The following is a 13,375-nucleotide window of genomic DNA, read 5'->3' on the forward strand; positions in this document are numbered from 1 at the left end:
CAGCCCGAGCTGCACTACCACTATCTGTCCGACCCGTTTGACCGCCAGCGCATGCGCGAGGGAGTTCGGCTGGTCATCGGCCTCATGGACCGCCGCGCGTTCAAGCCGCTGGTATTGGAGCGGACGGTGCCCAGCGACGCGCAGCTGGCCACGGATCAGGCTCTTGATCACTGGATGTATACGACGCTGGGGACCGCGATCCACATGTCGGGCAGCTGCAAAATGGGGCCGGACGCTGACCTGACCGCGGTGGTCGATCAGTTCGGCCGGGTGCGCGGTGTGGACGGGCTGCGGGTGGCCGATACCTCCATCCAGCCCAACGTGGTCCGCCGTCCGGCCAACGCCACGGCCATCATGCTCGGCGAGCGTATGGCCGAGTGGATTACCTAGAGGGTAGCGGTGTCCGCCACCGCCTCATCGTTGACCGTCCCGGCCGGGCAACTGTTACGGCTGCTGCCACGAACCCCGACGACGGGTAGGGAGACGCGGCCGCCCTCTTTTGTCATCCCTCCCGAGGTGATAAGCCCGTGCCGAGAAGACGAGAAGAGAGGGTGCTTTTATGGCTGTTTCTGTTCCGTTGACGGGCGGCTGCGCGTACGAATGTGCGGCTGAGCCGCTGTTTATGTGGAAATGCCACTGTCGGGAGTGTCAACGCTCCACAGGGGGCGGGAGTGCCGTCAATGTGGTTTTCTCCGCCTCCAGCGTGCGATTCACCAAGGGCGCTCCGAAAGAGCATGTCAGCACGGGCACGAGTGGAAATCAGACTTATCGAGGTTTCTGTCCGGAATGTGGATCACCTATCTCGGCCAGAGCCGACCTGATCTCTGCTATCCGAGGCATCAGCGCGGCCAGCCTGGACGACCCGAGCCAGCTCGAATTGGTGGCCGATATTTGGACGGCGAGTGCCCAGCCGTGGGACGAGCTGTCTGCCACCCTCCCGCAGTTTGCGACCACGCCAACCGAGGCAGAACTCCAAGAGCTCGCCTCCCATTAGCCCATTGCTCGACTGGAGCCTGCTCCCCACGGCTCGGTCGAGGTTCGGTCTATACCTGGCTTGAGGCCCACCCCTCGGGTAGCAGGCTGGACGGGCTGTTCAGGACCTCAGGCAGTGCGGCGTCTCCCCCGCCGGTATGGATCGTGTCAATCAGACCGCAGGCGCGGGATACACAGGGACGCGCTCGCCGGCCATCTCTACTTGCGCTGGGCGTGTTTGCTTGCTAGCGAGAGTCAACAGCCCCCGAAGCTTCAGCGCGGCGGATGACACACGAAAGGAACACACCATGACCACGACAGCGCCGATGCTCACCCTGTCGCACCAGTACGGGAGCGGCGGCAGTCTCATCGCCCGTGCACTCGGTCAGCGGCTGGGCTGGTCAGTCTGGGATAAAGAGATCGTGCGGGCGATTGCCTCGCAGCAACACGTTGCCGAAGGCTATGTGGAAAACAAAGACGAGCGGGTCGGCTCGTTCATCGAGCGGGCGGTCGGCTTTTTTGGCGTGGGTGGCTTCGAGACCGCCTATAACATTCCTCCTCCGCTGCGCCTGAGCGATACACAGCTGGCCCGGCTGACCCGCAGGCTGATCGAGGATGTGGCCACCCAGGGTAACGCGATCATTGTCGGGCGGGCCGGCAACTATATTCTGGCCGAGCGGCCGAATACCTTGCACGTCTTTGTGTTCGCCCCCATGGAGGCGCGTATCAAGCGGGCCATGGAGGTCGAAAAACTGACCCACCCGGAGGCCGAGCGGCGGATTGCCGGCATGGATAAGCTGCGGACCGAGTATGTGCACAGCTGCTACCAGACCGAATGGCGCGACCCCCAGGGCTACCATCTGCAGCTCGACTCCGACGAATGGGGCGAAGACGGAGTCACCGAGCTGATCCTGTGGGCGCTGGAGCACCGGCTGTAGCGTGTAGCTTGCGGCCAGCACGGCCCTGTCTTATATTCGTTCCAGAACAGGAGCGAATTATGACACTATCGTCTGATCTCACCCTGCGCGAAGCGGCCGAACTGGCCGGCGTCACCAAAACAACCGTAGAGAAGGCGGTGGAGGCGAAGGTGATGCAAACGCTGAGCCGCCCCGCACGTCTGCGTGGCGGCTCGACGCGCTATGTGCCGTTACAGGCGGTAGCCTATTTCGCCGCCTTAAAGTCGGCCAATCTTGTGGATTTGCCCGTGCGTCACAAAAAGGCGCTGTGGATGCGACTTGTCCGTCTCGCTCCCATGGCACTCGAGCCAGTCGAATTTTCGCCGGGCACCGTCCTGCATGTGGACGAACTGGCCGGCGAGGTTTTTGAGACGGCCGTGCGCTACAAGGAATCGCGGGACGCCCACATCGTGTCCGATACGGACATCCTCGGTGGCACGCCGGTGATACGCGGCACCCGGATAAGCGTCTATGCAGTGCTGGGGCGCCTGCAAAACGGCGACAGCGTCGCCGATCTCATCGCCGATAATCCTGACATCCCACGCGATGCGTTCGAGGCAGCGGCGATTTTCGCACGGGCACATCCATTGAGGGGCCGACCGGGCGGTCGGCCGTGGCGCAACGCGGCGCGACAAAGCCCGTGATACCGCATGCGGCTGTTCATCGACGAATGCCTGTCCCCCCACATAGCCCGGGCACTGAATGCGAGCGGCGAACATCTTGCCGAACACCCCTTGGATTTTGGCGGTCGGGGAGACCCCGACCACCGGGTGCTGCAACGCTGCATTGCCCGTGAACTCGTGATTGTTACCCAGAATGCGCGCGATTTTCGTGCGCTCGTACGAACCGCAGACATTCACCCCGGCCTGATTATCCTGCCCTGTGTCGGCCGAGAGCAGTCTTTTGCGCTTCTCAGAGCAGCGTTTGCCTATCTTGAAGCGCGGGGAAACGCCATGGATGCCATGCTGAACCACGTCCTCGAAATTGATGCGGACGGAGCTATTCGTTTCTATCCCTTACCAGCGTGAGTCGCGAAGTGGCAGGGATGCTTCGAGCCTGCCGAGGCCCTGTTCGGCATCCGTAAGCCGACCGTCCATCATGTCCTTGCCCGTTTGGCGGCCTTTGGCTTGCGGGACCGGCGACGCTTGACCGGCGGCGAGGGGGGTAGCGGGTCGGCGCTGGCCGCCTCAAGCGGATCGGCGTAGCCATTTTGCTCGGCCTGATCCGCCGCGGATTCGTCCGGGGCGGGTTCTCCCGCGTACCCCAGCTCATACTGATAGGCGGTCAGACCCAGCGCGCTCATGCCTGGCGGTGGGGATGGCGGGTCGGCCGGGAGCGCGGCGGCCGGTTCGGCGTGGCCGTTTTGCTCCTGGGCTCCCCCGTAGGGCCGCAGCTCGGCAATGGCCTGTCCTTGCCGAGTCACAACCAGGGTGAGACCTTGCTCGACCTGGGTCAGATAGCTGCCCAAGCGAGACCGCAGCTGTTTGGTATTGATTGATTCGTTCATAGGCTCCATTTTCGGCCATTGCAGGGTCTGGTGTCAATCGAAAGCCGCACCCGAAAATCCGGCCCGGATCCCCCCCCGGCTTGACTCCCCGCCAGCCCACCGATAGCGGTAGGCCCAGAAACCGACGTACACCAAGGGGGTGGGTATGAAACTGGGCATCGGGATCGGCTATTCGGGCGGACAGGTTCGGCTGCCGATGGACCATATTCTTGAGACCGAGCGGCTCGGCTATGACTCGGTGTGGAGCGCCGAAGCCTACGGCTCTGACGCGGTTACCCCGCTGGCCTACCTGGCGGCCAAGACGACGCGGCTGAAGCTCGGCACCGGCATCATGCAGCTGGCCGGACGCACCCCGGCCATGTGTGCGATGACCATGTCAACGCTCGACGCCCTGTCCGAGGGCCGGGTCCTGGTCGGCCTGGGGCTGTCGGGACCGCAGGTCATCGAGGGCTGGCACGGCATGCCGTACGACAAGCCGGTGGCCCGGCTGCGCGAGTATGTCGAGATTCTGCGCAAGATCTGGGCCCGGGAGGAGCCGGTCAGCCTGGACGGCAAAGCCTATCAGCTGCCCTATCAGGGACCGGGGGCGACCGGCCTGGGCAAACCGCTGAAATCCATCCTGCACACCCGCCAGCTGCCGGTCTATCTGGCCACCATGCAGCCGCGCAGCGTGCGGCTGACGGCCGAGGTGGCCGACGGCTGGCTGCCGATCTGGTTCTCGCCCCAGCGCGTGGGCATGTACAGCGAGGGCATTGAGGACGGCTTCCGGCGCGCCGGCAGCGGCAAATCGTGGAAAGACTGGGATATCGCGGCCGGCTGTACGGTGATTATCGGCGACGATGTCAAAGCCTGTCTGGCCAAGATCAAACCGACCCTGGCCCTATACGTCGGCGGCATGGGCGCCCGCAACAAGAACTTCCACAACGAGATGGTGACCAAGTACGGCTACGGCGACGCTGCGGCGCGCATTCAGGAGCTGTACCTGGCCGGCCACAAAGCCGAGGCCACGGACGCGGTGCCGGACGAACTGTGCGACGAGCTGTCGCTGTGCGGCCCGGAGGCGCGGATTCGGCAGCGCTTCAAAGCCTGGGAAGACGCCGGGGTGACGACCATGCTGGTGTCCTCGCAGCAGCCCGAGGCCTACCACCTGATGGCGGACATTGCCAAGACACACCCCTGACGCAAGGAGCAGCCCTATGAGCGAAAGCATTTCGGCCCAAGACCCCTACGAGCGCAAACGCGTCGCCGTGCTGGACAGCGACATGGCCTATGTCGATATCGGCAGCGGCGATCCGGTCGTCTTCCTGCACGGCAACCCGACCTCGTCCTACCTGTGGCGGAACGTCATTCCGCCCGTAGCCGCCGCCCACCGGTGTCTGGCCCCGGACCTGATCGGTATGGGCGATTCGGGCAAGAATCCGGCCGGTTCCTACCGCTTTGTGGACCACGCCCGCTATCTGGACGCCTGGTTTGAGGCTCTTGATCTGACACAGAGTGTGACGCTGGTCGTCCACGACTGGGGCTCGGCCCTGGGGTTCTCCTGGGCCCACCGGCATCCCGATCGCATCAAGGCCCTGGCCTATATGGAGGCGATTGTCCAACCCCTGACCTGGGCGAGCTGGCCGGAAACCGCGCGCAATATCTTTCAGGCCATGCGCTCGCCGGCCGGCGAAGACATGGTGCTGCAAAAAAACGTCTTTGTGGAGCGCATCCTGCCGGCCAGCGTGATCCGGGGGCTGGGCGACGAGGAAATGACGGTCTACCGACGCCCCTACCTGGAGCCGGGCGAGTCGCGGCGGCCGACCCTGACCTGGCCGCGTCAGATCCCGATCGAGGGCGAGCCGGCCGATGTGACCCGGATTGTCGAGGCCTACGGCGCCTGGCTGTCAACGAGCCCCATCCCCAAGCTGTTCGTCAACGCCGACCCGGGCGTCATCCTGACCGGCCCGCAGCGCGAGTTCTGCCGCAGCTGGCCGAACCAGAAAGAAGTCACGGTCAAGGGCACCCATTTTGTGCAGGAAGACTCACCGCGTGAGATCGGCCGGGCGGTTGCCGAGCTGCTGGCCTGAGGGAGGACCGGATGGACTACACGACCATAGGTTTTGAGGTTGACGATCAGATTGCCACGATTACGCTCAAGCGTCCCGATAACGCCAACGCGCTCAACATCGACATGTCCAGAGAACTCATGCAGGCCGCCATCCAGTGCAGCGAAGACAGCGCTATTCGGGCCGTGCTGCTGACCGGCACGGGTCGCATGTTCTGTGCCGGCGGGGATCTCAAGAGCTTTGCCGCTCACGGACGCGGAGCGCCCCTGGCCGCCCACCTGAAAGAGGTCACCATCTATCTGCACAGCGCGGTGTCGCGCTTTCTGCGCATGGACCCGCCGCTGATCGGCGTCATCAACGGGGTGGCGGCCGGCGCGGGCATGAGCATGGCCTGCGCCTGCGACCTGGTCCTGGCCGCCGAATCGTCCCGGTTCACCATGGCCTACACCCGGGCCGGCCTGACACCCGACGGCTCTTCGACTTATTTCCTGTCGCGGGCGGTCGGCATGAAACGGGCCACCGAGCTCGTCCTGACCAACCGGATGCTGTCGGCCCAGGAGGCCCACGAGTGGGGCATCGTCAATCAGGTCGTACCCGACGCCGAGCTGATGGACCGCGCCAGGGAGCTGGCCGCCTCGCTGGCCAGCGGGGCGACCGGCGCGTTCGGCGCGGCCAAACGGCTGCTGCACACCGGCTGGACCGAGACGCTTGAAACCCAGATGGAGCTGGAAGCCCAGGCCATCGCCGCCCGGGCGCATACGGCCGACGGGGACGAGGGGATCAGCGCCTTTTTGGAAAAACGGGAGCCCAAATTCAGCGGCCGATAGTTCAGCGGCCGATAGTTCGGCGGCCGATAAGGAGCGTGCCTGTGTACAGTTTCGATCTCAGCCCGGAACAGCGCCAACTCAAGGATACGGTGCATCGTTTTGCGGTGGAAGAAATCATTCCCGTTGCCGCCGAGTACGACAAGAAAGAGGAGCTGCCGCTCGACATCTGCCACAAGGCCTGGGAACTCGGCTTTCTCAACCCCCAGGTCCCAACCACATACGGTGGCCTGGGTCTGGGGGTGATGGACACCTGCCTGATCGACGAAGAGATGATCTATGGTTGTGCCGGCATCGCCCTCAATATGGTGGCCAACAACCTGGCCGCCCTGCCGCTGCTGATTGCCGGAGACGAGGCCCAGAAACAGCGCTATCTGGGCCAGCTGGCCGCAGAGCCGAGCTTTGGTGCCTTTGCCCTGACCGAGCCCGGGGCCGGTTCCGACGCCGCCGGCATTACGACCAGCTATCGCAAAGTCGGCGACGAGTTCGTCCTCAACGGCACCAAGCACTTCATCACCAACGGCACGATTGCCGACTGGTATGTGGTCTTTGCGACCCAGGACAGGGACGACCGACACGGCGGGATTTCGTGTTTCGTGCTGCCGTCGGATACGCCCGGCATCACCGCCAACCGGATGCACAACAAAATGGGCCAGCGCGCCTCGGACACGGCCGAGATTGTGTTTGAGGAGGCACGCGTGCCGCGGGCCGGGCTGGTCGGCGCAGAGGGGGCGGGCTTCAAGGTGGCCATGCGGACCTTTGATCACAGCCGTCCCGAGGTCGGCGCGTTTGCCATCGGCATCTCCCAGCGGGCCCTGGACGAGTCGCTGAAATATGCCCAGCAGCGCGAGGCATTTGGCCAGACGATTGCCAATTTTCAGGCCATTCAGTTCATGCTGGCCGACATGGCGATTGAACTTGAGGCCATGCGGCTGCTGACCTACAAGGCGGCCTGGATGCTGGACCAGGGCGCCCAGGCGTCGATTGTGTCGAGCTACGCCAAAGCCTTTGGCGCCGATCGGACGATGCAAATCACCACCAACGCGGTCCAGATCTTTGGCGGCTACGGCTACCTGGGCGAGTATCCGGTTGAGAAGCTGATGCGCGACGCCAAGCTGCTCCAGATCTACGAGGGCACCTCGCAGATTCAGCGCGTGGTCATCGCCCGGCATTTGTTGAAGGGCGTGTAAAGCGTCTGTGAATCCACCTGCAAACCTTTGGAGAGGAGCACCACACCATGGCTGACGAAATGGGCGTTTTTGAGACTATGTATAGCATGCGGGCGATGCGTCGCCTCAAACCCGATCCGGTTCCCCTGGAAACGATCCGCAAAATCCTGGAAGCCGGCACCCAGGCCCCGAGCGGCCAGAACATCCAGGGCTGGGCGTTTGTCGTGCTGCAAGACCCGGACACAAAAAAGTTCTTCCAGGAACGCTATCACAAAGCCATTCTCGACCGCTTCGGCGACAATATGAGACCCGACCCCAACGACCCCTCCCCGTTCGCGCGCTCGGTGCGCGCAGCCCTGCATCTGGCCGAGCATATGCACGAGGCGCCGGTCGTGCTGCTGGTGTGCGGCAAACGCGACTGGCCGTTCGCCGTACCCAAGGACAAGCGGGTCGGCCACGCCCCGCCCTCGTACGGCTCGATCTATCCCTGCGTCCAGAACATTCTGTTAGCCTGTCGGGCCCTGGGGCTGGGCGCCAGCCTGACGACCATGCACCAGATGTTTGAGGATGAGCTGCACGAACGGGTCGGCATTCCCGACGACTACGGCGTGGTGGCCACGATTCCGATCGGCTTCCCCAGCGGCAAGTTCGGCCCGGTCAAGCGCCGACCCGCCCCCGAGGTGACCCACTTCGACACCTGGGGTCAGCACCAGCCGTCGTAAACGGGAGCCCGCCGTGAAACACGCCATGTTCCTGCCCTACGACACCCCCGCCATCATGATCGAGTGGGCGCGCAAGCTTGAGCAGGCCGGCTTCGACTCGGCCTGGCAGGGCGAGCTGACCAACTCGGCGCTGATTCCGCTGGCTGCGGTGGCGCCGGCCGTCGAGCGCATCACACTCGGCGCCGGGGTGGTCCTGGCCTTTACCCACAGCCCGGTCATGCTGGCCTTTGAGGCGCTTGACCTGGACTATTTCAGCCACGGCCGCTTCATCCTGGGTCTGGGCGTGGCCCACCCCAACCGCAACAACAACTGGTATGCGGGTCACGACGCGGGCAAGCCCGTCAGCCAGATGCGGGAGTATATCGAGGTCGTGCGTCTGGTCATGGACGCGGCCCAGCGGGGCGGCGGCGGCATCGAATACGAGGGCAGATTCTACCAGATCAAGGCGCGCAGCTTTTTTGGTCGTTCGACTCCCCAGCCGCGTCCGCGCCTACCGATCTATGTGGCGGCGGTCAAGCCCCGCATGGCCGCCCTGACCGGCGAGGTCGCCGACGGCCTGGTCGGCAACCCGATGTTCTCGGCCAAACACGTCGGCGACAATATCCTGCCCAACCTGGCCGCGGGCCTGCGCAAGGCCGGCCGCCAGCGCTCGGATGTCGAAGTCCTGGGCCAGTGCTTTGCCGTGCTTGACGACGATCTGGCGACCGCCTACCGGGTCGGGGCGGGCGCCATGCTGTTCAGCATCTGGGCGATGATCTACGACGATATTTTCGCCGCCCACGGCTTTGCCGAAACCGTGGCGGCGGTGCGCGCCACCCAGCGTACCCCCCAGCGCATGGACGCGATTGAGCTGATCCCCAGGGACATGGTGGACGCCTTTTGCGCGGTCGGGCCGGTTGACCGGGTCCGGGCCAAGATCAACGAACGCGAGGGCCTGCTCGACACCGTCATCGTTGCCGTGCCGAATACCGGCACCACGGCCGAGCACACTGATTGAGGCCTTCGCAGAGTAGAGAAAGACCGGACCGTTTCAGATCCGCACCTGGGCCCAGCTCCCGGTCTTCCAGCTCCACACGAACACCGCCGACTGGATCAAACGATAGACGATATTCAGATTCCAGATCGCCAGCAGCCCCAGACCAAACGCCGCGCTGAGCACGAACGCCAGGGGCAGAAAGAAACACCACTGCAGGGCCAGGGAAATCACCATCACCCGTCGGCTGTGGCCGGCCCCGTAGTGGGCGCTCATCAGCACCATGCCGATGACCTCCAGCGCCATGGTGGCGGCGGTCAGCTGGAGCGGCAGGCGGGCCAGGTCGAGGGTCGTCGGATCGCGCAAAAAGAGGCTCAGAAACACATCCGGGATCACGACCGCAGGCAGCGCCAGCAGCCCCACACACACCATGGCCAGACGGACCACCTGCCAGGCCCAGGCCCGCGCCTCATCTACCGCCCCGGCCCCCAGCGCCTGGCCGACCAGCGAGGCCGCCGCCAGGCCAAAACCGTTGGTCAGCAGCATCCAAAACAGCAGCAGATTCGACAACACGTGGCCGGCCGCCAGCTCGGCCGTGCCGATCGTCCCCAGAATCCAGAAGAACAGGGTCATACCCAGGGCAAAGAAGACGTGCTGGACGCCGGCCGGAACCGACAGGCGGATCAGCGTCCACAGGGTTGCCCGGTCCGGCCGCCGGACCAGAAAGCCGCCGCCCCGGGCACGCCGGTAGGCGGTCAGCAGATAGGCCAGCGAGCCGACCGACAGCGCGGCTGTGGTCCCGATCCCGGCCCCCAGCACGCCCAGCGCCGGTGCCCCCAGGTTGCCGAATATCAATACCCAGTTCAGAAAAATGTTGATCACGTTCATCAGAATGATCGTGCGCATATAAATCGCCGACAGATTGACTGCGTTCCAGTAACCGCGAAACACAAAATTCGTGCCCATCGCGGTCAGGCCGACCAGCCGGGCCTGCAGGTAGTGGGTACCCTGACTGGCGACTGCGGCATCCTGGCTGAGGAGCGGAAAGAAGCTCGGGGCGGCAAAGATAAGCCACACCGACAGCGGAATCGCCAGCACCAGCACCAGCACCAGGCCGCCGTTCAGGGGCACGGCAATCTCGCCTCGACGCCCGGCCCCCAGCCAGCGCGCCGAGGTGGCCTGCACACCGGTTGAGAGACCGATGATAAACGCGCCGCAGGTGAAGGTGGTAAACCCGGCCAGCCCGACTGCGGCCAGCGCCTCATCGCCCAGGGAGCCGACCATGGCCGTATCGACCAGATTCATGATGTTCTGCGACACCATGCCGCCCATGATGGGCAGGGCCAGGCTGAGGATGCGGCGCAGGGACGAGACAGACCGGGTGGGAGAAGAATCGGCGTCCAAGGGGCGGCTTTCGGTTGGACGTGCGGCTTTCTGCCTACCACGTCGCCTGAGAGAGGGGTCGCACGGAGCCTAGGACAGCAGTGGCATGACGTCCTGACCGAAGCGCTCCAACTCCTCAATCAGCGGGTGGAACTGCAACAGAAACGTTTCCACCCCAACGGCTTCAAAGGCGCGCATACGCTCGGCGATCTGAGCCGGCGTGCCGATCAGTCCCGCCGCAGTCCCGCCGTTCGTGCCCAGGGCCTTGGTTTCGTACGAGCCCGTTTTGATCATCACGACATCTTTGTCGTAGCCGCTCAGTTTGTCCTGCCGCAGCGCGACCAGACGCTCAAATTCGGCCCGGGCTTCGCGCTCGGTGTCACGACAAATCACAAACGCCGACATGCCGAAACGGGGCTGTCGGCCGTATTCCGCGGCCAGCCCTCGAACGTGGCCGATGATGTCCGCGATGTGTTCGAGCGGCCGGCCGTTGATCAGAAAAATGTCGGCCATTTTCGCCCCCAGCCGACGGCCGGGCTCTGATTCACCGCCGACATAGATGGGCGGATGCGGCTGTTGGACGGGCTTGGGAGCCAAGCTGGTCTCCTTCACCTGGTAGTATTGTCCGGCAAAGCTGTAGCGCTCCTGCGTCCAGCTGCCCTTGATGATGGTCAGAAACTCTTCGGAGCGGGCATAGCGCTCGTCGTGGGGCAGGATGGGCGCACCGAGCATTTCGAACTCGGTCAGCCACCAGGCCGAAACCAGATTGATGGCAATCCGTCCCTGGCTGATATGGTCGATATTGCTGGCCATCTTGGCGATGACGCCGGGCGCCCGAAAACCGGGCTTGACCGCGGTGATAATCTCAATTTTGTCGGTGACGGCCGCTAACGCACTGGCCGTTGACCAGGCATCGAGCTGGTCGAGTCCGGGCTCGACCGGATTCATGAAGTGCTCGGCGATCAGCAAAGTCTCGAAGCCGAGCCGCTCGGCCAACAGCGTCGCGCGCTTGGTCGAGGCAAACGAGGCGTCACAGGTTTCCGGGCGGGTCGAAATAATCCAATTGCCATACACCGACGGCCAAAACCCTAATCGCATCAGCACCCCTCTCCTCGAAGCAATCTCCTCCGCAGGCTACGTGTGGCTCTCGGATGTGTCAATGAGAAACGCCGGCCCGATTTTCGGCCCCGGCACGACCCCGACGACGCCTCCCCCCTCCCCTTTCTCAGCCCCGGCTGTTACACCAACAAACACGGTGAGAAAATGATGACAAGGAGTTGACATGCCACACACGATTGGTCTTCTCCACCCCGGAGAAATGGGAGCAACGGTTGGAGCGGCCGCCCGGCTGAACGAGGTGCAGGTCGTGTGGGCCTCAGACGGGCGGGGTCCCCAGACCCACGGCCGGGCCGAGGAGGCGGGCTTGACCGACATGGGCTCCCTGCCCGCCGTGGTTAAACACAGCCATATCATCCTCAGCGTGTGCCCGCCCCACGCCGCGACCGAGCTGGCCCGTGCCGTAGCCGGGCAGCGTTTTTCGGGCGTGTATGTTGACGCCAACGCCGTGTCTCCGGCCACCAGCCGCGACGTGCGGCAGATTGTCGAGGCCGGGGGGGCGGGCTTTGTTGACGGCGGCATCATCGGCCCACCGGCCCTGAAGCCGGGCACGACCCGGCTGTATCTGTCCGGCGCCGAGGCCGCGCGGGTGGCGGCCTGTTTTCACCACGGCCCGCTTGAGGCGTGTGTCCTCGACGGTCCGCCGGGTGCGGCCTCGGCCCTCAAGATGACGTATGCGGCCTACACCAAAGGCTCGGCCGCCCTGCTGATTGCGATTCGGACCCTGGCCATGCACGAGGGCGTTGACGCGGCGCTGCTCCGTGAGTGGGATCTGTCACAGGCCGGGCTGCCCGACCGCTCGGCCGGCGCGGTGCGGGCCAACGCCAGAAAAGCCTGGCGTTTCAGCGGCGAGATGGAAGAGATTGCCGACACCTTTGCGGCCGCCGGTCTGCCGGACGGTTTTCACCGCGCCGCGGCCGAGGTCTACCGACGCATGAGCGGCTATAAAGATGCGGCCAGCCCGCCCTCTGTTGAAGACGCCGCAAGCCAGGTCCTGGCAGGCACGGTTTCGGAGAAAAACTCCGCGAGCTGAGTCCTTTCACGCTATTGCCCGGCAGGAGAATTTCCATGCAACACGAGCTGCCACTCGACGATGGTTCATCGGTCCTGATCCGCCCCTATCAGCCTGACGACGTGCCGCTCCTGTATGAGGCTGTGCGCGAATCCATCAACGAGGTCGCGCCGTGGCTGACGCCATGGAAGAGAGCCGTGGCTGGATTGAGACGCGCGCCGAGGCGCGGGCGCAAGGCGCGGAGTATGACTTTGCCATGATCGACACGGCACGCGGGAGGCTGCTCGGAGGCTGCGGCATCAATGCCCTGAATCGAGCCAACCGATTCGCCAATCTCGGCTACTGGGTGCGCACCAGCCGTACCCGTCGAGGGATGGCGACCGCCGCCGCCCGTTATGTTGCAGCCTTTGGTTTCCGCGAACTCGGTCTGATTCGGATCGAAATCGTCATAGCCACGGCAAACACGGCCAGCCAGCGCGTGGCGGAAAAGCTGGGGGCGACCCGCGAGGGCGTGCTGAGGAACCGCATACTGATCCGCGACCGAGTACACGACGCCGTGATGTTCTCGCTGATTCCGTCGGACAGGTAGATACCAAAAGATATCTTTTATAGATCTCTAGAGTGGTTCACGATAGGTTGTAGCCATTGGAGCGGTCGTGTGATAGCAGCCGAGGGCGGAGGACCACAGGATGC

The 13,375-nt window shown here is 64.2% G+C and carries 16 protein-coding genes; 13 read left to right on the forward strand and 3 right to left on the reverse strand.

Annotated elements, in window-relative coordinates; translation table 11 throughout:
* From J4F42_18470 to J4F42_18490, 5 genes are all read left to right on the forward strand, one after another.
* Positions 1-390, forward strand: a 390-nt coding sequence (locus J4F42_18470) for a mycofactocin system GMC family oxidoreductase MftG (GenBank protein ID MCE2487504.1), incomplete at its 5' end; no start/stop codon positions are given.
* Between the two features lie 169 nt (positions 391-559).
* Entirely contained in the window at positions 560-994 is a 435-nt protein-coding gene (locus J4F42_18475) for a GFA family protein (GenBank protein ID MCE2487505.1), read from the forward strand.
* A 286-nt stretch (positions 995-1,280) separates the two neighbouring features.
* Positions 1,281-1,910, forward strand: a complete 630-nt coding sequence (locus J4F42_18480; GenBank protein MCE2487506.1) for a cytidylate kinase-like family protein — start codon at positions 1,281-1,283, stop codon at positions 1,908-1,910.
* Positions 1,911-1,969: 59 nt separating this feature from the next.
* Positions 1,970-2,572: a DUF433 domain-containing protein gene (locus J4F42_18485; GenBank protein MCE2487507.1), complete on the forward strand. Its 603-nt coding sequence runs from the start codon at positions 1,970-1,972 to the stop codon at positions 2,570-2,572.
* A gap of 6 nt (positions 2,573-2,578) precedes the next feature.
* Entirely contained in the window at positions 2,579-2,956 is a 378-nt protein-coding gene (locus J4F42_18490) for a DUF5615 family PIN-like protein (GenBank protein ID MCE2487508.1), read from the forward strand.
* Between the two features lie 68 nt (positions 2,957-3,024).
* On the opposite strand, the gene J4F42_18495 is transcribed toward J4F42_18490, so the two are convergent.
* On the reverse strand, positions 3,025-3,435 hold the full coding sequence (locus tag J4F42_18495; protein MCE2487509.1) for a hypothetical protein: 411 nt from the start codon (positions 3,433-3,435) through the stop codon (positions 3,025-3,027).
* Between the two features lie 145 nt (positions 3,436-3,580).
* On the opposite strand from J4F42_18495, the gene J4F42_18500 reads away from it, so the two are divergent.
* The 6 genes from J4F42_18500 to J4F42_18525 are packed head-to-tail and all read left to right on the forward strand — an operon-like array spanning position 3,581 to position 9,195.
* Entirely contained in the window at positions 3,581-4,615 is a 1,035-nt protein-coding gene (locus J4F42_18500; GenBank protein MCE2487510.1) for an LLM class F420-dependent oxidoreductase, read from the forward strand.
* 16 nt (positions 4,616-4,631) lie between these two features.
* On the forward strand, positions 4,632-5,504 hold the full coding sequence (locus tag J4F42_18505; protein MCE2487511.1) for a haloalkane dehalogenase: 873 nt from the start codon (positions 4,632-4,634) through the stop codon (positions 5,502-5,504).
* An 11-nt stretch (positions 5,505-5,515) separates the two neighbouring features.
* The gene (locus J4F42_18510) at positions 5,516-6,310 is read left to right on the forward strand and encodes an enoyl-CoA hydratase/isomerase family protein (GenBank protein ID MCE2487512.1); all 795 of its coding nucleotides are present in this window, start codon (positions 5,516-5,518) and stop codon (positions 6,308-6,310) included.
* Positions 6,311-6,351: 41 nt separating this feature from the next.
* Entirely contained in the window at positions 6,352-7,497 is a 1,146-nt protein-coding gene (locus tag J4F42_18515; protein MCE2487513.1) for an acyl-CoA dehydrogenase family protein, read from the forward strand.
* 47 nt (positions 7,498-7,544) lie between these two features.
* Positions 7,545-8,198: a nitroreductase family protein gene (locus J4F42_18520; protein ID MCE2487514.1), complete on the forward strand. Its 654-nt coding sequence runs from the start codon at positions 7,545-7,547 to the stop codon at positions 8,196-8,198.
* Positions 8,199-8,211: 13 nt separating this feature from the next.
* Positions 8,212-9,195 carry an LLM class flavin-dependent oxidoreductase gene (locus J4F42_18525; GenBank protein ID MCE2487515.1) on the forward strand — a complete coding sequence of 328 codons (984 nt, stop codon included), beginning with the start codon at positions 8,212-8,214 and terminating at the stop codon, positions 9,193-9,195.
* 33 nt (positions 9,196-9,228) lie between these two features.
* On the opposite strand, the gene J4F42_18530 is transcribed toward J4F42_18525, so the two are convergent.
* Positions 9,229-10,575 (reverse strand): MATE family efflux transporter, encoded by a 1,347-nt coding sequence (locus J4F42_18530; GenBank protein MCE2487516.1) that lies wholly within the window; start codon positions 10,573-10,575, stop codon positions 9,229-9,231.
* 69 nt (positions 10,576-10,644) lie between these two features.
* Positions 10,645-11,652 carry an LLM class flavin-dependent oxidoreductase gene (locus tag J4F42_18535; GenBank protein ID MCE2487517.1) on the reverse strand — a complete coding sequence of 336 codons (1,008 nt, stop codon included), beginning with the start codon at positions 11,650-11,652 and terminating at the stop codon, positions 10,645-10,647.
* Positions 11,653-11,836: 184 nt separating this feature from the next.
* Between J4F42_18535 and J4F42_18540 the strand changes: the two genes are divergently transcribed.
* Positions 11,837-12,703 carry an NAD(P)-dependent oxidoreductase gene (locus J4F42_18540; protein ID MCE2487518.1) on the forward strand — a complete coding sequence of 289 codons (867 nt, stop codon included), beginning with the start codon at positions 11,837-11,839 and terminating at the stop codon, positions 12,701-12,703.
* Between the two features lie 151 nt (positions 12,704-12,854).
* A complete protein-coding gene (locus J4F42_18545; protein MCE2487519.1) occupies positions 12,855-13,271 on the forward strand; it encodes a GNAT family N-acetyltransferase in 417 nt (138 codons plus the stop codon).
* Positions 13,272-13,375 lie beyond the last annotated feature (104 nt).

This window comes from Desulfurellaceae bacterium (assembly GCA_021296095.1).
GTDB lineage: Bacteria > Desulfobacterota > Binatia > Bin18 > Bin18 > JAAXHF01.